Raw genomic sequence first — 24,029 nt, 5'->3', positions numbered from 1 at the left:
CCACACTTAACATGTGTTAAATTTATAAACAAAATTTATAAATAATTAAAATCATTAAATTTGCTAAATAATACCACCTATATGAGACTTAACCCATTCGCTAAACAGATATCCGGTGTTCCGGGAACGGAACGGTCCCAGCCGGGTATCTACCTCATTAAGTAGAACTTAATAACAAGAACCGAAAATGCGGAGTTGCACACATGTCGGGTTTCAATAAAGTTGTAAACAGCTACGAAGAAGCGATGGCAGGCCTGGAAGATGGCATGACCGTCATCGCGGGCGGCTTTGGCCTCTGTGGTATCCCGGAGAATCTGATCGCTCAGATTAAAAAAATGGGCACCAAAGAGCTGACCTTTGTTTCGAATAACTGCGGTGTTGATGACTTCGGTCTTGGCATTCTGCTGGTCGATCGCCAGATCAAAAAGATGATCTCCTCCTATGTGGGTGAAAACGCTCTGTTTGAAAAACAGCTGCTGGCGGGCGAACTTGAAGTTGAACTAACCCCTCAGGGAACCCTGGCGGAGAAGATGCGCGCAGGCGGCGCGGGTATTCCAGCTTTTTATACGGCTACCGGTTACGGTACCCCAGTGGGTGACGGTAAAGAGGTACGCGAATTCAACGGCCGTAAATACATTATGGAAGAGTCCATCACCGGCGACTTTGCCATCGTAAAAGGCTGGAAAGCAGATACCTACGGTAATGTTGTCTACCGTGATACGGCACAGAACTTCAACCCAATGGCGGCAACAGCCGGTAAAATCACCGTGGTAGAAGTAGAAGAGATTGTGCAACCGGGTGAACTGAAACCCACCGAGATTCACACCCCAGGCATCTACGTTAATCGTGTGATTAAGGGCAGTTTCGAAAAACGTATTGAGCAGCGCACCGTGCGCCAGGGCTGATACGACACTCCGGTAATTTATTGAATTTCTGATAGCCCTGGCGTTACACCGCTGTCAGAAAGAAGAGGAAAGACAATGGCACTCTCACGTGAACAGATAGCACAGCGTATTGCACGCGAACTGGAAGATGGTTTTTACGTCAACCTGGGAATCGGTATCCCGACACTGGTCGCAAACTATATTCCCGATGGCATCGAGGTGATGCTGCAATCCGAAAATGGCCTGCTCGGTATGGGCCCCTTCCCCACCGAAGATGAAATTGATGCGGATATGATTAACGCTGGCAAGCAGACCGTCACCGCCGCCACCGGCGCATCGATATTCTCCTCCGCTGAATCCTTCGCCATGATCCGTGGCGGGCATGTCGACCTGACCGTGCTCGGCGCATTCGAAGTCGATGTTAATGGCAATATTGCATCCTGGATGATCCCCGGCAAACTGATTAAAGGGATGGGTGGCGCAATGGATCTGGTGGCAGGCGCTGACAACATCATCGTCACCATGACCCATGCCTCCAAACATGGCGAATCAAAACTGCTGACCAATTGCACCCTGCCTCTCACCGGCGCGGGTTGTATCAAGAAAGTCCTCACCGACCTGGCATTCCTGGAAATCAAGGACGGCGCTTTCCACCTGAAAGAGCGTGCTCCAGGGGTATCTGTGGAAGAGATTATTGAGAAGACCGAAGGCAAGCTGATTGTACCTGACCACGTGCCAGAGATGACCTTCGCTTAAAAGCAGTAGTTAGATGCGGCTTCGCCGCTTGCTAGTGGTTAGAAAAGGCGTATGGACGTGGTGATAATTGGACATTTGAAACAATAATCATTGGTCTATTTAGAAAGGCTGATACCTGATGTATCAGCCTTTTTCAGGTTCATACGACCCTATAAACCATCGCCTTTCGTGTATTACTCATAGCGATTAGCGTCACTTTGGTAAGCGTAGATCGCAGACTGCAAACGGTTTCAACTCATCGTAGACTTTGACGAGATCTTTGAGAAACTTCTGTTTTATCAGTTTAAGTAAGGCTTTACGGCCTCCTTCAACAGCTCTTTTATCACTTATATCCCAGATGACATTACTGCTTTCCTGTTGAAACATATCCTTAGCATCACAAATCAGTTCGTGCATCAAAGCATCCAGATTGCTGATCCTGCCATCACGCACCATCTCTTCAACTGGAAGCACTATGGCTTCGTCTAAAGAGAAGTCCCCTATTTCTCCACCAACTGGGTAATCGTAATTCAGAAGTAAAATGTCTGTTTGGCCACTGTATCTGTACTTAGACATCGCCTCTATCTCGCGCCTGAAAGAGAGAAAAGCATCCCTGTCGAAATGGATCAGCTCACCATCTTTTGCCCATCCAGGGAAGACCATGTCAAAATACTTGCCAGAATCATCGTTCCAATAACCAAAGCTGGCTACGACCTGCTCAGCAAGGGTTTTACCGGGACCGGCCCTGTCGCCTCGAATAAAAAACACACCGACCGGAAAGCGCACACACTCAAAAGGAAAAACTATAGGCGCAAAGGAATCAGGGTGCTCTTTAGTCCATTGGTGTAAACGTCGCTTATTCGCAGCATCCTGCAACTGCATTCGCGCATCTTCCAGTGAATATGTTACAAACATTTCACGACTCCCCATGTGTCATATTGAGTGACTGACAATCGATATGAGTAAACTTCAGATATCATTTTATTATCTAAAACCATCGATAAATCATAGTTTGGACATTCAGTGAAATCAAAAACCTGAATAGTGGGCACCAGGGAAAAGTGCATAGGGGAAATAAGTGGTTCGTTGTTCATCGAAGGAAAACACGTATGAACGTCGTGATTGCCTGGCTTTGGTGCAGGTTAAGTTAAAGGGCTGTTGTTTATACCTCAGCCTTTTTATTGGGCTTTCTAACGGAGCGTTTAAACGTTCACAGTTAAAGAGTCACTGGATTTTCTGACTGTTTGAACACTTTATTAAACAGCGTATGACAGTATGCTTTATCCTGCTGTTTTTGCTCTGCTAACCAGTTTAGCGTCAGTGAGATGGAACGTTCTAAGTCTGGATTAGTCTGTGTATCTGTTTCACTTTTAACGGAACTTAACAAATCGTTTAACGTTTGTTCCAGTACACAACGGTCATGCAGCACGCCCAGACGGTGACCTAAACGGGTTAATTTTTTAAGATACTTTTTGTTTTTAGTGCCCTGCTTTTTAGTGCCCTTCTTTTTAGTGATCTTCTCAGGCAACAACATCTGTAACTGGAACAGATAGTATTTAACCCATTTCCTGCACTGATGATGGGCGCCATCGTCACCCGTTGATAATGCGGAATCGGCTAGCTCTCGGGCTTTACGGTAGGTGAAATCGATCCCCTGCTGACACTCAGGAGAGGAACCAGTGGCTAAGGTGACGTCCCAATATTCAAGTATCTGTTTCAAGCGACTTTCTGTGTCAGAGTAGCTGTGCTGACTGATAACCTGCTCTCGCGCCCGGTTAAAATAACTTCGTAAATCCTCAATATCTGATCCGCTTTGCTGACCAAGACCGATGGCCGCCATGGATAGCATCTCGCATTGAACATCAGTATCTCGCTGACCTGAGTATGCTGCTGAAAGCTGTTTGATCTGCTGGTTAACACTTCTGATCGCCGCCTTTTTGCAGCAGGGTCGATACAACGGTAATAATGCCCGCAGTTTTTTGCTACACACACGAATCTTGTGTACCTGTTCTGCAGAAAGAGTGTCTGATGATGGGAGGGACGCTGAAAGTGTTTTCAGCAGCCGATGTACCTGTTTATTTGCACGTTTAAACACCGGGTCATGCTTTGATGATTTCATCATTCGTGTGTTGACGGCATTTTATGTCCCGGTACAGGGCGATAAGAGTGTGCTGATTGCTCGTTGTTTACCCTGGAAGTTTAGTTTAAAGCGTCTGGTTAGGGGCTTTAATTTAGAATAACCTACTAATTAAGCCCGGCGATATGCCTGACAAAAACGTTCGGGTCTATCACCCCGATCAGCGTCATATTCGGATGATACTGACCAGCCCGATCGAAGAAGATCAGAGCCGGAGGGCCGATAACGCTATACAGCGCGCTTAACTCTTTTGCCGCATCATCATTCGCAGTGACATCAACTTTTATGCGTTGAAAGTCCCTAAGGCCCTGCTGTACTGAGCTATCAGCAAAGGTGACGTAGTCCAGTTCGATACAAGAGATACACCAGTCAGCATAAAAATCCAGCATCACCGGTTGTTGCTTTTCTTTAGCATCGCTGAGCAAACTATCCAGTTGCTGCTTGTTGGTGACCGTGACAAAGCTCATCTCTGAAGTAGTCCGGGCCTGAGCACCTGTGACAGCAAAACCCTTCAGCGGTTGTATCAGGCTTTTACCGCCAGTCAGTCCGCCGATAAAGAGGATGCCGCCGTAGAGCAGTAACACAACCCCAATCCCCTTCCAGAAATAGCTCCAGCCAGCGGCGTTATCCTTTAACCGGTCAAGCGCTTTCATATGCACCGCTGCCACCAGCAGAATCACGGCATACAGCAGTAAGGCGATATTGTCGGCAATCACCCGGTCCAGCATCCAGACGGCCAGCAACAACAGCATGACACCGAAACCTGCTTTAACGCTCTCCATCCAGCCCCCGGCTTTGGGTAGCAGCTTACCCGCAGACGCGCCGACAATCAGTAACGGCACACCCATACCTAAGCTCAGGCTGAACAACGCTGCCCCCCCTAATAACGGATCGCCACTCTGACCAATATAAATCAGCGCACCGGCCAGCGGTGCCGCCATACAGGGTCCAACAATCAATGCTGATAGCAGGCCCATCACGACGACGCCCATCACCGTTCCGCCCTTCTGACCATTACTCATACTGTTCAGGCGACTTTGCCAACTCGAAGGCAACTGAAGCTCATAAAAGCCAAACATCGATAGTGACAAAAGCACAAAGATCAGGCTGAAAAACCCGATAATCCAGACATTCTGAAAGGCCGCCTGCAGGTTTTCACCAAACATTCCGGCAATAACCCCGGCAACCGTATAGGTCAGGGAAACCGATAACACATAGATGAGGGATAAAAAGAAACCATGCCGGGCCGTAGTTTTATCCCCATGACCGGCAATAATGCTGGAAAGAATCGGAATCATCGGAAATACGCAGGGCGTCAGCGCCAGCGCCAGCCCCGCAACAAAGAATGCTCCGAGGGTAAGTAACAGACTGCTACCGGAAATCAGTGCCGCAAAGCGGTCCTGTTCGCTCTGGATGACTGAAGATGCAGGCAACGCGCTGGGTAACGTTACACCAGACTGAGAGACTGCTGCCTGAGAGCGATCTATAACAGCGCTATCTGTAACGGCGTTATCTGTAACGGCCTCCGCGTCATCAGCCATTCCCGGATTTACCGGCAACTGCTTCAGATTGAAAGTTTTAGTAACCGGCGGGTAGCAGATCCCCCCTTCCCAACAACCCTGATAATTGACCGTCACGACACTGTCTACCGGTTGCCCGGTGGTGCTGGTCAGATCAAGATTGATCACCGCCTGATTATGATAGACCCATACCTGACCGAACAGGGGGTCATCTTTCTGTTCTGCATCGGAGTAACGTCGATCGAGTTCTTCCAGTTCCGGCCCATAAGTAAGCTCTATCTTATCCCGGTATAGATAGTAACCATCGGCAATGGTCCAGACCAGTTTTACAGCGCCATCAGCATCCTGTTCATAATCAAAGATAAACGCCTGTTCCACCTGCAGCGGTCTATCATCAGCAGCAAACCGGTTAGCGTTATCAAACAGGCCCGCTTTCGCAGGTGTACTGAATTGCATTATCAATAACATCAGGATAACGATGACTGGAGTGGTCAGTCGTTGAAGCAGTAACGGCACAATAACCCCTTAATGTATAAGTCTGATCGAACGATTTATTGACAGCAAGCGGTCTGGGGAGTTCGATCCAGCCTGTGGATAAACAGGCAGAAAGCTTATCAAAATTTGAAAATAACCTTCGGCTTTACCATAAGCCGGTAAATTTACCCGATTGTATCACCGGATAGCCCGTATCAGCACTTAAACCTTGTTCATTAATATGTTACAAAGTACGTCCTTTACGAACGCGCTAACGGGTGTACAGGGTAAAGGCTGTACACTTTAGGAAATTGAGATGTCTGATAACCGAGTCGAAAACCTCAATATTGAGAGTAATACGGTTCTGGTCACCCCTGACCAGCTGAAAACAAAACTGCCCCTGAGTGAATCTGCAGCGACCACTGTGATGGAAGGTCGTCAGGTGATAAAAAACATTCTGAAGGGTGAAGATAAGCGACTGTTTATCGTGGTGGGTCCCTGCTCTATTCACGATACCAAAGCGGCGATCGAATATGGTCACAAGCTGAAACAGCTGGCTGAACAGGTTCAGGACACTCTCTATCTGGTTATGCGCGTATATTTTGAGAAGCCCCGGACGACTATTGGCTGGAAAGGCCTGATCAACGACCCCCATATGGATGACTCTTTTGAGATTGAAGAGGGCCTGCATATCGGTCGCGAGTTGCTGATTGACCTGTCTGAGGCAGGGCTGCCGCTGGCAACTGAAGCGCTGGATCCTATTTCACCGCAGTATCTGCAAGATCTGATTGCCTGGTCTGCCATTGGTGCACGCACCACCGAGTCTCAGACTCACCGGGAGATGTCCAGCGGCCTGTCCGGCGCGGTCGGTTTCAAAAACGGTACCGATGGAGGCCTGACTGTCGCCATCAACGCACTTGAATCGGTGTCTCACCCGCATAATTTTCTGGGTATTAACGAGCAGGGACAGGTCTCTAAAGTTCATACCAAAGGTAATAAGTACGGCCATGTGGTGCTGCGTGGCGGTAATGGCAAACCGAATTATGACTCGGTCAATGTTACCCTGTGTGAACAGGCACTGGATAAAGCGGGCCTGAAGAAAAACATCATGGTTGACTGCAGCCACGCAAACTCCAATAAAGACCCGGCCTTACAGCCTCTGGTGATGGAAAACGTTACCAACCAGATTATCGAAGGCAACAAATCCATCGTTGGCCTGATGGTTGAGTCCAATCTGGGGTGGGGTAATCAGAAAATGACTGAGAACCCTGCAGATCTGCAGTACGGCGTGTCTATCACTGATGCCTGCATCGACTGGGACACCACTGAGAAAACGCTGTTAGAGATGCACGCTAAACTGAAAGACGTGTTACCTAATCGCTAAACGCTAAATGACACAAAAATGGGATCTTCGGATCCCTTTTTTTTGTTCTGGCCACTCAGAAAACACCAAAACAGATGCTGCACTGCGGTAAAAAAACTACATCCATACTATCTTTTAGTCGATATAGCCCGACGGAATACCTGTGCCTACTTCAGTATTAGTAGTTTTTTAACGTATAATGCGCCCGCGGAATAATTAATTATAAGGCTTAAGCAAAGATGTTAAGGACAGTCACAAGCTGCCCTGTTAAGCCTCTGGCTACCAGCCAAATGACAAGGGGATAAAATGACTACAACGAATCAAACTATTTACTGGACCCTTACCGACGAAGCACCATCACTGGCAACCTGTTCTTTACTGCCAATCGTAAGGACTTTTACCAAAGCTGCGGGCATCGACGTCAAGATCAGCGACATCTCTCTGGCAAGTCGAGTGTTATCAGCATTCCCCGAAAAACTGTCTGAAGAACAGAAAGCTGAAGATGGTCTGACGTTCCTGGGGGCACTGACCCAGGATCCACACGCAAATATCATCAAACTACCCAACATCTCTGCGTCTATTCCTCAGCTGAAAGCCTGTATCGCTGAACTTCAGGCTCAGGGTTGCGACATCCCGAACTACCCTGAAGCGCCACAGACTGATGAAGACAAAGCGATTCAGGCGCGTTACTCAAAAATTCTTGGTTCAGCGGTAAACCCGGTACTGCGTGAAGGTAACTCTGATCGACGCGCGCCCGGAGCAGTTAAAGCCTTCGCGCGTAAGTTCCCTCACTCTATGGGCCAGTGGAGCAAAGCATCCCGTACCCACGCTGACTATATGCGCGATGGGGATTTCTTCTCCAGCGAGCAGTCCATCACTATGGATCAGGCTGGCGATGTTCGCCTTGAGTTCGTTGATAAGGCTGGCAATGTCGAAGTTAAGAAAGAACTGAGCCTGGAACAGGGCGAGATTCTGGACAGCATGCGCATGAGCTGCAAAGCGCTGCGTGAGTTCTTTGAAGAAACCATGCAGGACGCTAAAGATAGCGGCGTGATGTGGTCTCTGCACGTTAAAGCGACCATGATGAAGGTGTCTCACCCAATCGTGTTTGGGCATGCTGTAACCGTGTTCTACAAAGAGCTTTTTGACAAGTATCAGGACCTGTTCGATGAGCTGGGCGTTAATCCAAACAACGGTATCGGCAGCGTATACGACAAGATCTCCACTCTGCCAACCTCTAAGCGCGAAGAGATCGAAGAAGCGATCCATGAGTGTTTAGAGCACCGCCCGGAAATGGCGATGGTTGACTCTGTTAAAGGGATCACCAACCTGCACGTACCTTCTGACGTTATCGTCGATGCCTCTATGCCTGCGATGATTCGTAACGGCGGTAAGATGTGGGGCCCTGACGGCAAGCCAAAGGATACTAAAGCGGTTATGCCGGAAAGTACCTATGCCCGTATCTATCAGGAGATGATTAACTTCTGTAAAACTAACGGCGCTTTCGATCCTACCACGATGGGTACTGTACCCAACGTTGGTCTGATGGCTAAGAAAGCAGAAGAGTACGGTTCTCACGACAAAACCTTTGAAATGATGGCCGACGGTTTCATGCGTGTTGTCACCGCTGACGGCACCGTACTGATGCAGCACGATGTTGAGAAAGGCGACATCTGGCGCGCCTGTCAAACCAAAGACGAACCTGTGCGTGACTGGGTTAAGCTGGCCGTTACCCGTGCCCGTCAGTCCGGCATGCCGACTGTGTTCTGGCTGGATCACAAACGTGCCCATGACCGTGAACTGATTAAAAAGGTTAACACCTACCTGCAGGATTATGATATCGAAGGTCTTGAAATCTCTATCAAGACCTACAATCAGGCGATCCGCTTCAGCATGGACCGCATGATTCGTGGTAACGATACTATCTCTGTCACCGGTAACGTTCTGCGCGACTACCTGACTGACCTGTTCCCGATTATGGAACTGGGCACCTCTGCTAAGATGCTGTCCATCGTGCCGATGCTGAAAGGCGGCGGTATGTATGAGACAGGTGCCGGCGGTTCTGCGCCTAAGCACGTACAGCAGGTTGAGGAAGAGAACCATCTGCGGTGGGACTCACTGGGCGAGTTCCTTGCTCTGGCCGTATCTCTGGAAGAGATGGGCATTAAAGAAGGCAATAAGCGCGCTGAGATTCTGGCTAAAACCCTGGATGCTGCAACCGGCACCCTGCTGGAGAACAACAAGTCTCCTTCACGCAAAACCGGTGAGCTTGATAACCGTGGCAGCCACTTCTACCTCGGTATGTACTGGGCACAGGAAGTTGCTGCTCAGACAGAAGATGCCGAACTGGCAGCGATGTTTGCTCCGCTGGCGAAAACACTGGCAGACAACGAAGCACAGATTATTGCTGAGCTGAGTGCTGTTCAGGGTCGCCCTGCTGATCTGGGTGGTTATTACCACGCCAATCGTGAAGCGGTTAAAAAAGTTATGCGTCCTAGCGCAACACTGAATGCGGCTCTGGCGGCACTTTCCTGAGCGTAAAACCTCAGTTTAAGCAGTGACAAAAAAACCGGATCAGTTTAACTGATCCGGTTTTTTTACGTTCTAACGATTGTCAGAGCAAACGTTTAAGCTAACAGCCAGCAATGACCTTCCGCAACATCAATGCAGCTTCATTTTCGGCTTCACCGCACCGCTAATCTTCTGAGCCCAGTACACTGCGGCCGCTCTCAGCCAGCCATGGATAGCAATCTGATGCATCCGGTACAGAGATATATACACCAGCCGGGCAAGCTTTCCTTCGATAAACATCGACCCATTAGTGAGATTACCCATCAAGCTGCCAACGGTGCTATAGCGACTCAGATTAACCAATGAGCCGTGATCTTTATATATGTACTCCTGTAACGGCTTACCCTGCTCCATTAACAGAATATTCTTGTAGACCAGACTGGCCATCTGATGGGCCGATTGCGCCCGGGGCGGAACCCAGCTGCCATCCGGTTGCTCGCAAGCGCAACAGTCACCGATGACAAACACGGCGTCATCCACGGTGCTCTGTAAAGTGGGCTTAACCACGATCTGGCCATTTCGATTGGTATCAAAAAAACCGATCTGTTTGATAAAGTCAGGCGCCTTAACCCCGGCAGCCCAGACCTGCAGGTCCGCACCAATCAGAGTATCCTCATGGGTTATAAAGCCTTCATCTGTCGAACTGGTTACCCGCACATTTTCATGGATGGTAATACCCAGGGCCATCAGCTCTTTTTTAGCTGCCGTAGCAATACGTAGCGGCAGTGCAGGCAGTATTCTTGGCCCCGCCTCTATCAGCTCGATAGTCAGTCGTTTACGCGACATCTCGGGCATACCGTAGATCTTAAACAGATCGGCAACATGATAGAGCTCAGCCGCCAGTTCAACACCGGTGGCACCACCACCGACAATCGCCAGCCTCAATTTCGCTTCTGATGCTTTCTGATTGATACGTAAGAACTGGTTTAACAATGCCCGATGAAAGCGTTCAGCCTGCTGATGCGAGTCCAGAAAGTAGCTGTGCTCCGCCACACCCGGGGTACCGAAATCATTACTGACACTGCCGACCGCCATCACCAGAGTATCAAAGGAGATCTCGCGCTCAGGCAACACCTCTTTACCCTCTTCGTCTTTAAACGATTGTAAACGGATAGATTTCGCGACCCTGTCCAGGCCAATCATGGTACCCAGCTGAAACTGATAATAGTGCGCCGCCGAATGAGCCCGATAGACAACGCCGTCACTGTTCATATCCAGTGAGCCGGTGGCTACCTCATGTAACAATGGTTTCCATATATGACTGCGGTTACGGTCAACCAGAATGATATTAGCGCGCTTTTTTTTGCCCAGCTTATGTCCAAGTTTTGTTGCCAACTCAAGACCACCGGCACCTCCCCCTACGATTACGATTGTTTTCATTTGAAGCCCTCAAAAAAGTCAGGTTAGAACTCACTTATCAGCGCTAACCTGACTCAACTGAGCAGAAAAGAGGTCTTTATTAGTTAAGCATCTGTTAATTCATTTATAAACATGCCCTTAGAACTGATCTTCCAGTACATTCAGGCGGGGCCATCAGTCTCATCATATACTAAACTCAGGCCAGAGGATAAAACGCTCACCACAGAGCCGCAACCAGCAATGACATTTAGAAAATTTGCAATGCTGATATTGCCGATTCAAACAGTTGTTGGCACTGCCAGCGTAACAACAGCAAAACTTGATCCAGAGCAGAGAAACCGCAGCAGGTAATACCCATTTTAAGAGGTACTCCTCTTGAGAAAGCCTGTTAATATTGTTTATATGGGTGTTATAAGCTGTTTTTTAATCTAGCCTTGCTATAAGGCTTTTTAGTGTCTTTCTCAGCTTTATCAACCTCATTATCAGATGAATAGTGTAATTCTTTCGATCTGACTACAACTATGCGGGGATAGACCTGGTGCTCAAAGAGGTTTTTCGATGAAACTCATAAATGATGACACGCTTGAATTTGAAGAAATTTCGAGTGATTCAGAATCAATACTTGTCTCCCGAAAATCATACCGTTTGCCCATCGGAGACCGGGCTACCCACTTACTTGAAGCCAACGGTAAAACATACCCTCTAATGGACATTAGTATGGAAGGGGTCTGTATCGCTATCGAAGCAGCATCCCCTATCTCCTCGGAAGATATCAAACCGAGCTGCAAACTGATTCTGGGTGAGCAGAGCTTTGATGGCTTAGAGGGAGAGGTCGTTCATGCCTCTCTGGATGGTGACGGCAACTGGATCTGTGGTATTCAGTGGCTGAAGATCGACGAACAAACTCTTAAATCCTTAGAGCAGATGTTAATACGCCTCCGCAAGGAGATTTTTAATAATGCCTGATAATGAAAAGCTGGATATTATGGGAATGCTGCTCAGCGAAGAGGTCGGCGACGATATCGATGAGCTGCAGCAACTCAATAACTTCATTTTTTGCGACACCGAAACGACACCTTTAAACGAAGCCGAGTCGCGTAAGGACCAGGGTGAGCTGATCTGGCAAACCGAAAGCGACCAGTTTGCTATTCATGCCTGGAAGTTAAAAGGCAAAATAAGTCTTAAATTTATCACCAAGTCCAAAACAAACGTCTCAGTGGAAAGACTGGCCAAGATTGCATTGAAGGCAATCCTGGAAGATCTTAAGAAGGCTAACCCATGACTATTATTGTTTGCCCTAACTGTTCTCGTAAGCACCATGCTGATACCAGTAAAGTGGCTGCGAAGAAACGATTCGTGGTGCGGTGCAAGGCGTGTGATCATAAATTTCTGATCAATCTTGATAACAGCGAGGTCATCCAGCCAGTTGTTACTCACGCAGCTCCTGCACCGACGGTGCAGCCTCAGGTTGCCAGCAATCCCGGAGCTGAAAGTTTGCAACCCCCTACCCCTCCTCAAGGCCAGAAAACTCCGAGGAAAATTTGTGTATCACTCAGCAAAGGCGGGGTGGGAAAAACCACAACCGCCGTAAATCTCAGCGCTGGCCTGGCGATGGCGGGCTATAAAGTGCTGCTGATCGATACCGATACTCAGGGTCAGTCGTCCTTTATGTTAGGTAAAAAACCCCCGGCAGGTCTGACCGAGCTGCTAACCGGTGAACTGACGCCTAAAGAGACCATCATAGAGGCGCGGCCAAATCTGTTTCTGCTCGGCGGGGGACGATCCCTGGCGGGCGTCAAACGAATTATTGATAAAAAAAGTTTTGGTTCTGAGTGGACCCTGTCCGAAGCGATGGAGAATCTGGATAAAGAGTATGACTATGTCATCATCGACACCTCTCCCGGCTGGGATCAGTTAACCGTCAACGTGCTTTTTTATGCCACCGAAGTGCTGACACCGGTATCACTGGAAGTCATGTCGCTGCATGGTCTGGCTGAGTTTACCAAGAACCTCCATGCGATAAAGAAATACAAAGAGATCGATCTCAATTACATTCTGCCGACCTTTCTCGATACCCGGGTTGAACAGCCGCAAAACATCTACCGTAAGCTGCAGAGCCTATACGGAGATAAGGTGTGCACACCGATCCGGTATGACGAGCAGCTAAGCCGCTCGCCCTCCCATGGAGAAACCATCTTTGAATTTCTGCCCGACGGAGACGGTGCTGCCGATTACTCTGCGCTGGTAAGAACAATCACCGGAAACAAAACTATCCTCCTGGGTGACGTTAAAAATCATGATGAAACGGTGATTCCATCGCTATAAGTGCTTTTATTAAGTGCTCGTATAAGCAGTGAATAGCAGAACGTCCTGAGTTCAAAACAAAAAAAGACAAACCCCGGTTTGTCTTTTTTGTTTATCTAACCTGATGCCCGACCCTTTATACAGGGATAAAAACGTTAGATATTCGCCTGTCTCGCTTGATGCAGCTTCTTATAGCTCTCAATCAGACGCAGATGTTTGTCCAGACCTTCCAGCTTCATACTGGTGGGTGTCAGACCGTAGAACTTCACCTCAGCATTTACAGAACCAACCACATTTTCCATCATCTCTGCGCCAAACATCCGCCGCAGACTGTGCAGGTAATCGTCCAGCTCCAGCTCATCATCCAGCACGATTGTCAGCACCGCACTCATCGCCCGATAGAAGAGTCCCCGTTCAACCGTGTTGTCATTGTATTGCAGGAAGCTCTCCACCAGCTCCAGTGCATCTTCATGCTGTTGCAGGGCCAGATAGGTGAGAATCTTCAACTCCAGAATGGTGAGCTGTCCCCAGACAGTGTTTTCATCGAATTCAATACCGATAAAGGTCTTGATCTCGGTGTAGTTATCCTCTTCACTCTCTTCCAGCCGTTCAACCAGATCAGCCAGCTGTTCATCATCCAGTGCGTGGATGTTGAGAATATCTTCACGGAAATAAACAGCTTTATTGGTGTTATCCCAGACAAGATCCTCCACCGGATAGATCTCAGAGTAGTCCGGCACCAGAATCCGGCAAGCAGACGCGCTCTGATCAGGCCCGAAGCCATTAAACGTGGCGACATAGACCTCTTTACCCATCGCTTCAAGGATCGCCATCAGACGGCCACACTCCTCCTCGTTGGTACCGGAGAAATCCCACTCAACAAACCCGTAGTCATGCTTAGCACTGAAGAAACGCCAGGAGATCACACCGGTTGAGTCGATAAAGTGCTCAACAAAGTTATTCGGCTCAGTGACCGCAAGGCTGTTAAATGTCGGCGGTGGCAGATCATTCAGACCCTCAAAGCTTCGGCCCTGTAGCAACTCTGTGAGGCTGCGCTCCAGCGCGACTTCAAAACTGGGATGTGCTCCAAAAGAGGCAAACACACCGCCGGTACGAGGGTTCATCAGAGTCACACACATCACCGGGAACTGACCCCCCAGAGATGCGTCCTTGATAACCACCGGGAAGCCCTGCTCTTCAAGCCCCTGAATACCGGCCAGAATGCCTGGAAATTTTTCCAGAACAGACTGAGGTACATCCGGGAGCACGATCTCCTGTTCGATGATCTGCCGCTTTACGGCCCGCTCGAAAATCTCTGAAAGACACTGCACTTTCGCTTCGAACAGGTTGTTACCGGCACTCATGCCGTTACTGAGAAAGAGGTTTTCCAACAGGTTAGAGGGAAAATAGACGGTTTCATTATCAGACTGGCGCACATAAGGAATCGCACAGATACCCCGCTCATAGTTACCGGAATTGGTATCGATCAGATTAGAACCCTGCAGCTCACCATCCGGGTTGTAGATCTCCAGACAGTAGTCATCCAGCAACCCCTCCGGAATGGAATCATCCCCTGTCAGCGGGAACCACTTCTCATTTGGATAATGCACAAATTCCGCATTAGCCAGCTCTTCACCGAAGAACTGATCGTTGTAGAAAAAGTTACAACTCAAACGCTCGATAAACTCACCCAGCGCGGAACAGAGCGCACTCTCTTTGGTTGAGCCTTTACCGTTGGTAAAACAAAGCTCTGAGGCTGCATCACGGATATTCAGCGACCAGACGTTGGGCACGATATTACGCCAGGAGGTAATCTCGATCTTCATGCCCAGCCCTTCGAGAAGGCCGGTCATGTTAGCGATGGTTTTCTCCAGCGGCAGATCTTTCCCCTCAATCATGGTGTTCACACCATCATCAGGGATCCCCATCGCCATAATCGAGGCATCGGCATCCAGATTTTCAACGGTTTCGATCTTAAACTCCGGCCCCTCCTGTACCACTTTCTTCACGGTACAACGTTCGATGGAACGCAGAATGCCGGTGCGATCTTTGTCGGAGATCGACTCAGGCAGTTCAACGCGAATCTGGAAGATCTGGTTATAACGGTTTTCCGGATCAACGATATTACTCTGGGAGAGACGGATATCATCGGTCGGTATATTCCGGGCGTTACAGTAAACCTTAACAAAATAAGCAGCACAGAGCGCTGATGACGCCAGAAAGTAGTCAAATGGGCTGGGGGCAGAACCATCCCCCTTATAACGGATCGGCTGATCGGCGGTGACCGTGAAATCGTCAAACTTAGCTTCAAGCCTGAGGTTTTCTAAAAAATTAACTTTGATTTCCATCTGAATACTCTATCGGAAACTTTTATAAGAATATCGATATCACTACCGACAAAGAGATTGCACAGGCTTAGCTGGTTGTAGATTTAGCCCGGTTACAGCCTCTGTTTTGGGCTGCATTTTACACTAATCGACGGGTTAAAAACGAACTGTATCGGATTAATATCAGAGGAGAAGATGCGCACCATCATCGATGCGCATCTCTGTTAGTAACCCTTATTCGCTCTTTTTCAGCTTAACACTCTCGTGCAGCACCTTACGGTAGTATCGGCTCAGAGAACGCTCTTTCGCTCTGCTCTGTGCCAGTGTCAGACTGTTGCGCGCTTGCTCCTGCATCAGTTTGAGGTAGTTCGTCAGCCGCCGCTGGTCGATCTGCGATGCTTGCAGGGCTGCCTGAACCGCACAACCGGGTTCATTCTGATGCTGACAGTCAGTGAACCGGCATGCTGATACCAGCGCACTGATATCGGCGAAGGTTGCTTCGATACCGGCTTCACAACTGCTCAGCTGCAACTCACGCATTCCCGGCGTATCAAGCAAGACGCCGCCACCGGGAATCAGATGCAGTGATCGGGCGGTCGTGGTATGCCGGCCCCGGTCATCGTCTTCACGGGCTGACTGGGTGTGCTGCACCGGGCAGCCCATCAGACTATTAATCAGCGTTGATTTACCTACACCGGATGATCCTAACAGCGCCACGGTACTGCCTGCCCGACACCAGGGAGCTAATACCTCGGTGCTTTGCTGATCCAGCGCATTCACCGCTTCAACCAGCAACCGGCTATCCAGCGCCTGAACCTGACTAACCAGGCTGTACGGATCATCACAGAGATCGGCTTTAGTCAGCACGACAACAGCCTCAGCCCCTGCTTCGCGGGTCAGGGCCAGATAACGCTCTATGCGGCTGAGAGAGAAGTTCTGATTAAGGGCGCAGGTGATAAACACCGTATCCACATTGGCGGCTATCAGCTGCTCGGATATCCTGCTGCCCGCCGCCTTACGGGAGAAACACGAGAGACGCTCCAGCGCACGATAAAAGCCCTCTTCACGGTCGAGCAGCACCCAGTCCCCCACGACAAGAGAAGGCTGATTGGATGAAGCCTGGAGGATCTTTCGGCCCTCCTCACTATACAGTTCATACTGCGAACGATGTTGCACCGCTACGCGGGCAGGCTGATAGTCTGCTAGTTCTTCGAGGGTAAGCTGTTGCTGAAAAAAAGGTTTCCATCCCAGTTGGGACAAAGGAGAAATAGTAGTCATAAGAACCCCTGACGCATACCTGAGTAGCGTCCAGAAATTAATCCATAGGGGCGGAAGCCCCCGGTTCAGTAACCGGGCAGCGCGATCAGCTTGGCTGAGTTCAGCAGAGTGCCCGGAAGGTGTTGACTACAATCATCGATCCCCTCCAGTGGTGTGTTATTTATAAAGAGTGCTCAATTTAGCAGAAGCCTGCACTGAGTCAAGACCCCACAGCTGAAAAGAATACGGTAAGGGTCAGCGGTAAGCATCCATTACTCAACCGCCAGTCCCTGCATCCAGAACTGAGTTAACTGCTCCAGCGAAATATCTGAAACAGACGCAGGAGGCTCAGAATGAGCTGCAAATATCCCCTGTGCTAACGCTCTTCCAGCCGCTTGTGTGGCAGAAGCCTTCTCGATCCGTCGTTGATAAAAAGCGGTCAGAGCGCTATCCAGCTCATCCTCTTCCGCCAGAATCCGGACAAGATGCCATGCATCTTCCAGCGCCTGACAGGCTCCCTGCCCTGACGTTGGCAACGGCGCATGGGCAGCATCTCCAATCATTAGCAGATTGTCCTCATGCCAATAGGGTAAAGGATCAAGATCATGAACGAAAATAGCTCTGAGAGATGCTTTATCATAAGAGCTGAGCACACACTGCAGCGCTTCAGGCCAGCCCAGAAAACGCCGGTGCATCTCTTCATACCAGCCAGATAGTGGCCGATCTTTATCCATAGATGTGCTCCAGGCAGCAGCCCAATAACAGACATCGGGAGCAACCGGGACGATGCCAAAGCGCTCACCAAGGCCACGATAATCATGAATGGCGTTATCTGAAGCTTCGTCCATCTGACTGATACCGATAATATTGACGAAGCCCTGATAGCGGGGAGTTATCTTTCCCTGATATAAGACCTGACGCACCACCGAATGCATTCGCCCATCGGCTCCGACCACCAGATCAAAGTCTTGCTTTAACCCTGCAATCGCCTCTGGCGTGATAGTGCAATTGAACTGTCTCTCAACACCCAGGCCATCTAATGCGCTGTCGAGTATGTTCATTAGATCCCGACGTAATATCGTCACACTGGTAAAGCCACTCAGACTATTCATAGTCTCAATATCAAGCTCACCCAACAGGACTCCCTGCTGATTAAACTGACGCATAAAGCGAGGGTTTCCCCCCAGATGCATCAGCTCTTTTTCCAACCCCATCTGCTGCATAATATAAACAGCATTTGCCCATAAAGTGACACCCGCCCCCATGGATGAGACCTGACTGTCACGCTCATACAGACTCACCTGATAACCCTGCTTTGCGGAGAGTATCGCCAGCGCCATCCCGGCAACGCCTGCGCCGACAATGGCGATTCGATCGATGTTGCTCATCTGCACTACCTCATTAATTAAACTGGGCAGAGATTGTCACAAAGCCATCATTCAGGATAAATAAGGTATTATTGGGTTGTTAATCCCATTTTATGAGTGAATAATGATTGAGAAAATTGACCCCCGATGGTTACTCAGCTTTCAGACGGTATATCAACAACTGAGCTTTAAGCTGGCCGCCGATCAACTGCAACTGCCTGCATCCAACGTCAGCCGCCATGTCGCTTTATTAGAGCAGCAGTTAAATGTGCGCTTATTGGAGCGCACCACACGCAAGATGATCCCAACCCCTGCTGGCAAACAACTTTACCATTCCATGACACCTCTCATTCAGGCAATGAATGATGTACTGGCAGATGTTTCTCTGCAGAGTGACAGTCTTTCCGGTCATCTTAAAATAATCATGCCTGATCTCCCCTTTCTGGCTGAAAGCATCGCGGACTTTTGCTCGCTTCACCCGAAAATAGAACTGAGCTGTGATACCCAGCTCAATCCGACGGAAGGTTTGTTAGAAGGGTACGATCTGGTGCTACGCTTTGGCCGTGGCCCATTGGAAGATTCTGGCTGGATCGCTAAAGAGATACTGCGCTGGCCAAGTTGCGTGGTTGTCGCTCCCCGGTTACTGAAACATCACCGATTGCCACATTCGCTGGATGAACTGCGGAAAATGCCCTGTATAACCACACTCTCTGTACTACAGGGAATGCCCTGGCGGTTTAAACAGAACCAGACCATTCAGGTGCAGTCCAGCTATAAGGTCAACAGCGGCCTCATGGCTAAAGCCGCGGCACTGAAAGGGCTGGGCTTCGCCATCTTACCCACTCATGCATGCCAGGCAGAGATAGACAGCGGTGACCTTATCCCAATTGAACTTACCAGCGAACCGGAAGACCTTGTGTTATACGCACTATACTCGGGAAGAAAATACCCACTGGAGAAAGTAAAACTGTTTTTGGAACACCTGCGAAAGGGGCTTTCGGGACTGAGGGACAGGTGAAATACAGATCATCCTGCCGCCGGTGCTGAGCAAACCAAGTGTGAACGTCCAGGCCTTTAAAACCAATGCCATCCGCTTGAAATGCCTGATACTGACTTGTAGACCAGAACCCTATGGGCAATAATTGTATTTCTGGGATAGAGGTATTGAATCGTAAATGAAACTTGGATTTATAGTGCTGTTTAGCATGCTGGTCATTATGCTAAACAGTGGCACTTGTTATGCCCAAGGCCCGATCTCCCTGCCTCTGCAACAAGAATCTGCAATCAAAGAGTTTAATTTATGGCGGCGTGCTGATTCAGCCCCTCCCCCTGCAACACTTTCAGATATCAGGCAGCTCTATCAAGCTTCGCCGACGGTAGACTCCACCATCGGTCTGCGCGGCGCTTTTGTCACCAAACTGGTTATTCACAATACCAGCAATAACAGAGAGAGATGGTTTGTGAATCTACATGCCAACTATCTCGATCAGGGCCAGGCCTATTGGCAAAGCACTACCGATGCTGCCGTTGGTCATGCAGACTTCAGTCAGGGTTCCGCGACCAATGCTAAGTTAGCTCATGCGCAAGCTTTTCCACTCTATATTGAGAGTGGCGACACCGTTGAACTATGGATTCATATTGAAGCGAAGGTATTTTCCGTCCCGGTAACGATCAGGTTAATACCTGAATCTCAGTTTTATTATCAACAGTTTCAGGACAATATACTGACAACTATCAGCATTACAGTGATGTTAACACTGGCTCTGATGGCTGTTTTCACCTATATACGCACCCGACAGATGATCATTCTGGCATGCGCAGGTTATGTGGGCTTGCATGGCCTTGGCTGGTTTGCCGCATCGGGTCAGCTGAGTTATCTGTTCAACATTTCAGCAATCAATCCTGCGTATGCCGGCATGCTGATTTTTCCCTTTGCCATTGCTGCGGCAAGCCAGTTTACTAAAATGTTATTTGACTGCCCCCAGGACTATTCAAAACTAAGCAAATTTTTGCACGGCTTTTCTCTCATCAGTGCTGCTCTGGGTATACTGATGTGGGTGTTACCGTTTGCAACAAGCTACTTAATTTCACACTTAATTGCGGCCTTGTGGATTCCCATATCCATCAGTATCGGCTTCTTCATGCTGGGGAAAAGTGACTATCGTGCCAAATATTATCTGGTGGGAAACCTGACCTATGGTCTGGCTTTGGCGTACTACGTGCTTTCTCATACCAAACTGGTCAATGGGATTCTGTTACCTGAACTCGTTGTATTACTGGCTTTAGCGGTTGATTGTATCTGTATTATGTTGTCTTTATCCGAATGGATTCACCTGCAGCAAAAGGAATATTACCGCAGTTACACGCTCTCGCGAATAGATCCCCTGACCCAGGTAGGTAATCGTCACTTACTGAGTGAAACGCTTGATAAGCTATCCTCAGCCTATTATCTAACCTTCATCGATTTTGACAATTTCAAACAGTTGAATGACACACAAGGACACGAACAAGGCGATAGGTATTTAATTGAATGCGCCGGGATAATGCAGCGCAACCTGCAGGGAGCCGGTGACGTTTTTCGAACCGGTGGCGATGAATTTATCTGGCTTATCGTTAGAAAACAGAACGATAAAAACGTGCTGACAAAGATCTCACAACTTATCACTCAAACCGAACAGGAATTAAGACAGGCCGGCTGGCAACAGGCAAGCCTCAGCTATGGGGTTGCAAACAGCTATGAATCTGTCAATTTATCTGAGTGTTTATCCCTGGCAGATAAACGGATGTATGAGCATAAACGTTCAAAAAAAGAAGGGACAACCAGCGTTAAACAGTAACGCCAGTAGAACGCCTTCAACACAACGAATGTCTCGGGGTTTTAAAAGCAATCAACCTTGCTAAAACACTATTGCTTGCGGTTTCTGAAAGATACAGATTTTGCCCGGTTTCCACATGTCCTCATGTTGCACCACCGCCGCCCCCTGCCCCGACCTTGATTCAGGAACATCCATGAACAACGCCCACACTCTTTGAGTTTTGTCATGTCATGAAAACGTAGCAGGCTCTCAATGGATAGCGTCAGAACGTCAATGACCCAGTTCGGATTAACCATATCGGGTAGCCATATATAGTAGTTTTCTTTCAGTTTCAAAGACGAGTTATTTAGCGCAATTCTTATACCCTCTTCAAGCTTTTGCAGCGCTTCATCCGTTTGCGTTTCTCCCGATGCTATGCCGCTAAGTGCCGCATATGCTGTCTCTTTTAGTTCGTGAATATTCCTCAGCAAAGTGGGAATGTCGGTTTGTTGTATCTCATTTTCCAACACATTCATCTGTTCTTTGCTGAAGAGAGATGAAGCGTTCGCCCATCCCAGAAAGCCTGGCCAGTCAGAAATACGACTACTGTCTCTGCACTTATCCTGATCTTCCACAGTGTTCACGAAATCAAGTGCAGGATGCCCTCCAATAAACGCATCGTCATTCCATAGCGCCATACCATAACCTATTACTTCAATTTAACGGTTGTTTAATTATAACTGATTAACTAACCTATTATATCCAATTAAGGGTTATACAGGTCGTTTTATGCTTAATTTGTCACATCGTTTCACATTTGAAGGACAGGATATTGCGTGGGGATGTATGGGTGAGGGTGAACCGCTCGTGCTCATTCACGGAACACCCTTTTCCTCACAGGTCTGGAGGAAGATCGCACCGCTGCTGGCAAGGCGAAAGAAAGTCTACTTTTTCGATCTGCTGGGGTATGGATTATCAGAAAAGCGGGAAGGCCAGGATGTATCGCTGGCGGTTCAAAATACTCTGTTTACTGCTCTGCTTCAGGAATGGGGAATCGAGAAGCCTGAAGTGCTCTGTCATGATTTTGGTGGCGCAACCGCGTTGCGGGCGTACTACCTGAATGGCGTCCGTTATGCCCGGCTGACTATAATTGATCCGGTAGCAGTCGCTCCCTGGGGATCACCGTTTGTCAGCCATGTCCGCGAATACGAAGAAGCATTTGCGGGACTACCCGCATATGCTCATGATGCTCTGCTCCGTGCATACCTTCAGAGTTCTGCATATTGTGAACTGAGTGAAGAGACGCTTGAAATCTATATGGCCCCCTGGCAAGGCAGCATTGGACAATCAGCATTCTATCGCCAAATAGCACAGATGGATCAGCGCTACACTGATGACATAGAGAAGCTTTACGCCCCCATGGAAGACCCAGTGCAGATTTTGTGGGGCGAGAACGATGAATGGATACCGATTTCACAGGGCAGGAAACTTGCAAACCTGCTGACCAGTGGAGTGTTAACACCGGTTCCGGCATCGGGCCACCTGATGCAAGAGGACGCACCAGAAGCCATCGTGGCGGCTATGTTTAATTAAGAGAAACTTCACATTTGAGAGTTGTCTGATTTGTGGTCATTCAGATCAATCTGGTAATACTATCGTTGCCCTTCTCCGTTACAGGTAGAATTGAAAAAGGCAGCGATGAAACCGATACAAGCATGTAACACAGTGTTTGCAGAATGCGGGTCTGAAACTAAACCGCCTGCCCTGCAGCCACCCCGGATGCCCAGGCCCACTGGAAATTATGGCCGCCCAGATGGCCGGTTACATCGAGGCACTCGCCAATAAAATACAGGCCAGAAACAGATTTAGCTTCCATAGTTTTCTGATTGATTTCATTAGTATTTATACCACCAATCGTCACTTCAGCTGTGCGATAACCTTCGGTACCCGACGGCTTGATTTTCCAGCAACAGAATGCAGCAGCAGCCGCTTCAAGCTGCTTATTGGAGAGGTTTCCTATTACGCCAGAGAGCTCAAATTTGGCACAGAGTATCTGCGCCATGCGCTTACTCATCTGCTGCGCCATGATGGTGGTCAGTTCTGCTTTAGGGCGTTGTTCCCGCTGCTCTTTCAACCATGCTAACAGATCGAAATCGGGAAACAGGTCGATCTCAACTTCCATCCCCGGCTGCCAGTAGTTGGATATCTGCAGCACCGCAGGGCCACTCAGCCCCCGGTGAGTAAACAGCATCATCTCAACGAAGCTGGTTTTACCGATACTCGCCCGCACCCGGTGCGAAACACCGGACAACTCGCTCAGTTGCTCTTTATCTTTGGGTTGCAGGGTAAAAGGCACCAGAGAAGCGCTTCGCGGTAACAGATCCAGCGAAAACTGCTCGGCGATATCGTAGGCAAAACTGGTGGCACCGCCATTGGGGATAGACAGCCCACCGGTAGCAATCACAACCGATTTCGCAGCGATATTGCCAGCGGTGGTTTGCAGCTGAAAACCGCCCTCGGTCTGCAGTAACTTATGCACCTGGGTTTCGGTTCTGATCTCAACCCCTGCCCAGTCGCACTCTGTCAGTAAGACCTGTAGTATCTCTTTGCTGGATTCGTTACAGAACAGCTGCCCCAGAGTCTTTTCGTGATACTCCACCCCGTGACGGTCAACCAGATCGATAAAATCCTGGGCGGTGTAACGACTTAAAGCTGATTTACAGAAATGTGGATTTTCTGAGATGAAGTTAGCGGGAGAGTTATGGATATTGGTGAAGTTACAGCGCCCACCACCGGACATGAGGATCTTCCGGCCGATCTTTGCCGTGTGCTCAAGCACCAGTACGGATCGCCCCCGATAGCCTGCTGTAGCAGCACACATCAGACCGGAAGCACCAGCCCCTACAATAACCACATCAACCTGTTGCAAGGTAACT

The 24,029-nt window shown here is 48.9% G+C and carries 19 protein-coding genes; 10 read left to right on the top strand and 9 right to left on the bottom strand.

The features are described from left to right. Positions 1 to 203: 203 nt before the first annotated feature. Positions 204 to 905 carry a CoA transferase subunit A gene (locus tag Q0499_RS02905; RefSeq protein ID WP_299195863.1) on the top strand — a complete coding sequence of 234 codons (702 nt, stop codon included), beginning with the start codon at positions 204 to 206 and terminating at the stop codon, positions 903 to 905. Between the two features lie 75 nt (positions 906 to 980). Then, a complete protein-coding gene (locus tag Q0499_RS02900; protein ID WP_299195861.1) occupies positions 981 to 1,640 on the top strand; it encodes a CoA transferase subunit B in 660 nt (219 codons plus the stop codon). 192 nt (positions 1,641 to 1,832) lie between these two features. Here the strand turns inward: Q0499_RS02900 and Q0499_RS02895 are convergent, their stop codons facing one another. The 3 genes from Q0499_RS02895 to dsbD all read right to left on the bottom strand — a co-directional run bounded on the left by Q0499_RS02895 (position 1,833) and on the right by dsbD (position 5,792). Then, on the bottom strand, positions 1,833 to 2,534 hold the full coding sequence (locus Q0499_RS02895; protein ID WP_299195859.1) for a hypothetical protein: 702 nt from the start codon (positions 2,532 to 2,534) through the stop codon (positions 1,833 to 1,835). A gap of 301 nt (positions 2,535 to 2,835) precedes the next feature. Continuing rightward, on the bottom strand, positions 2,836 to 3,741 hold the full coding sequence (locus Q0499_RS02890) for a CHAD domain-containing protein (protein ID WP_299195857.1): 906 nt from the start codon (positions 3,739 to 3,741) through the stop codon (positions 2,836 to 2,838). A gap of 122 nt (positions 3,742 to 3,863) precedes the next feature. Beyond that, positions 3,864 to 5,792, bottom strand: coding sequence for a protein-disulfide reductase DsbD (gene dsbD / locus Q0499_RS02885; RefSeq protein WP_299195855.1), 1,929 nt, complete (start codon positions 5,790 to 5,792; stop codon positions 3,864 to 3,866). Between the two features lie 274 nt (positions 5,793 to 6,066). Here dsbD and Q0499_RS02880 point away from each other — a divergent pair, with 274 nt between their 5' ends. After that, the gene (locus Q0499_RS02880; protein ID WP_299195852.1) at positions 6,067 to 7,134 is read left to right on the top strand and encodes a 3-deoxy-7-phosphoheptulonate synthase; all 1,068 of its coding nucleotides are present in this window, start codon (positions 6,067 to 6,069) and stop codon (positions 7,132 to 7,134) included. Between the two features lie 285 nt (positions 7,135 to 7,419). Next, on the top strand, positions 7,420 to 9,648 hold the full coding sequence (locus Q0499_RS02875) for an NADP-dependent isocitrate dehydrogenase (RefSeq protein ID WP_299195850.1): 2,229 nt from the start codon (positions 7,420 to 7,422) through the stop codon (positions 9,646 to 9,648). Between the two features lie 126 nt (positions 9,649 to 9,774). Here the strand turns inward: Q0499_RS02875 and Q0499_RS02870 are convergent, their stop codons facing one another. Next, complete coding sequence (locus Q0499_RS02870) at positions 9,775 to 11,064, bottom strand: NAD(P)/FAD-dependent oxidoreductase (protein WP_299195848.1); 1,290 nt, start codon at positions 11,062 to 11,064, stop codon at positions 9,775 to 9,777. A gap of 537 nt (positions 11,065 to 11,601) precedes the next feature. Between Q0499_RS02870 and Q0499_RS02865 the strand changes: the two genes are divergently transcribed. Genes Q0499_RS02865 through Q0499_RS02855 form a run of 3 tightly spaced genes read left to right on the top strand, consistent with a single transcriptional unit; the run spans position 11,602 to position 13,368 of the window. Next, positions 11,602 to 12,009: a PilZ domain-containing protein gene (locus Q0499_RS02865; protein ID WP_299195846.1), complete on the top strand. Its 408-nt coding sequence runs from the start codon at positions 11,602 to 11,604 to the stop codon at positions 12,007 to 12,009. Further along, positions 12,002 to 12,325 (top strand): hypothetical protein, encoded by a 324-nt coding sequence (locus Q0499_RS02860; RefSeq protein WP_299195844.1) that lies wholly within the window; start codon positions 12,002 to 12,004, stop codon positions 12,323 to 12,325. Before Q0499_RS02865 ends, Q0499_RS02860 begins: the two co-directional genes overlap by 8 nt. After that, complete coding sequence (locus Q0499_RS02855; RefSeq protein WP_299195842.1) at positions 12,322 to 13,368, top strand: AAA family ATPase; 1,047 nt, start codon at positions 12,322 to 12,324, stop codon at positions 13,366 to 13,368. The genes Q0499_RS02860 and Q0499_RS02855 overlap by 4 nt, the downstream gene beginning before the upstream one ends. A gap of 134 nt (positions 13,369 to 13,502) precedes the next feature. On the opposite strand, the gene Q0499_RS02850 is transcribed toward Q0499_RS02855, so the two are convergent. From Q0499_RS02850 to Q0499_RS02840, 3 genes are all read right to left on the bottom strand, one after another. Next, complete coding sequence (locus Q0499_RS02850) at positions 13,503 to 15,695, bottom strand: OsmC domain/YcaO domain-containing protein (protein WP_299195840.1); 2,193 nt, start codon at positions 15,693 to 15,695, stop codon at positions 13,503 to 13,505. A gap of 213 nt (positions 15,696 to 15,908) precedes the next feature. Beyond that, positions 15,909 to 16,952: a ribosome small subunit-dependent GTPase A gene (rsgA, locus tag Q0499_RS02845; RefSeq protein WP_299195838.1), complete on the bottom strand. Its 1,044-nt coding sequence runs from the start codon at positions 16,950 to 16,952 to the stop codon at positions 15,909 to 15,911. Between the two features lie 251 nt (positions 16,953 to 17,203). Beyond that, the gene (locus Q0499_RS02840) at positions 17,204 to 18,319 is read right to left on the bottom strand and encodes an FAD-dependent monooxygenase (RefSeq protein WP_299195836.1); all 1,116 of its coding nucleotides are present in this window, start codon (positions 18,317 to 18,319) and stop codon (positions 17,204 to 17,206) included. A 103-nt stretch (positions 18,320 to 18,422) separates the two neighbouring features. Here Q0499_RS02840 and Q0499_RS02835 point away from each other — a divergent pair, with 103 nt between their 5' ends. Together Q0499_RS02835 and Q0499_RS02830 are read left to right on the top strand one after the other, a co-directional pair. After that, entirely contained in the window at positions 18,423 to 19,316 is an 894-nt protein-coding gene (locus tag Q0499_RS02835) for a LysR family transcriptional regulator (RefSeq protein ID WP_299195834.1), read from the top strand. A gap of 157 nt (positions 19,317 to 19,473) precedes the next feature. After that, positions 19,474 to 21,135 (top strand): diguanylate cyclase, encoded by a 1,662-nt coding sequence (locus Q0499_RS02830; RefSeq protein ID WP_299195832.1) that lies wholly within the window; start codon positions 19,474 to 19,476, stop codon positions 21,133 to 21,135. 68 nt (positions 21,136 to 21,203) lie between these two features. Here Q0499_RS02830 and Q0499_RS02825 read toward each other — a convergent pair whose 3' ends face one another. After that, positions 21,204 to 21,791 carry a CGNR zinc finger domain-containing protein gene (locus tag Q0499_RS02825; protein WP_299195830.1) on the bottom strand — a complete coding sequence of 196 codons (588 nt, stop codon included), beginning with the start codon at positions 21,789 to 21,791 and terminating at the stop codon, positions 21,204 to 21,206. Positions 21,792 to 21,882: 91 nt separating this feature from the next. Here Q0499_RS02825 and Q0499_RS02820 point away from each other — a divergent pair, with 91 nt between their 5' ends. Further along, a complete protein-coding gene (locus Q0499_RS02820; RefSeq protein ID WP_299195828.1) occupies positions 21,883 to 22,686 on the top strand; it encodes an alpha/beta hydrolase in 804 nt (267 codons plus the stop codon). 157 nt (positions 22,687 to 22,843) lie between these two features. Here the strand turns inward: Q0499_RS02820 and Q0499_RS02815 are convergent, their stop codons facing one another. After that, positions 22,844 to 24,022, bottom strand: a complete 1,179-nt coding sequence (locus Q0499_RS02815) for an NAD(P)/FAD-dependent oxidoreductase (RefSeq protein WP_299195826.1) — start codon at positions 24,020 to 24,022, stop codon at positions 22,844 to 22,846. Between the last annotated feature and the right edge of the window lie 7 nt (positions 24,023 to 24,029).

The sequence above is a fragment of the uncultured Amphritea sp. genome, from assembly GCF_937127095.1.
Taxonomy (GTDB): domain Bacteria; phylum Pseudomonadota; class Gammaproteobacteria; order Pseudomonadales; family Balneatricaceae; genus Amphritea.
The sequence above is the reverse complement of the archived record's forward strand: the minus strand, read 5'-3'. Positions and strand labels throughout refer to the sequence as shown.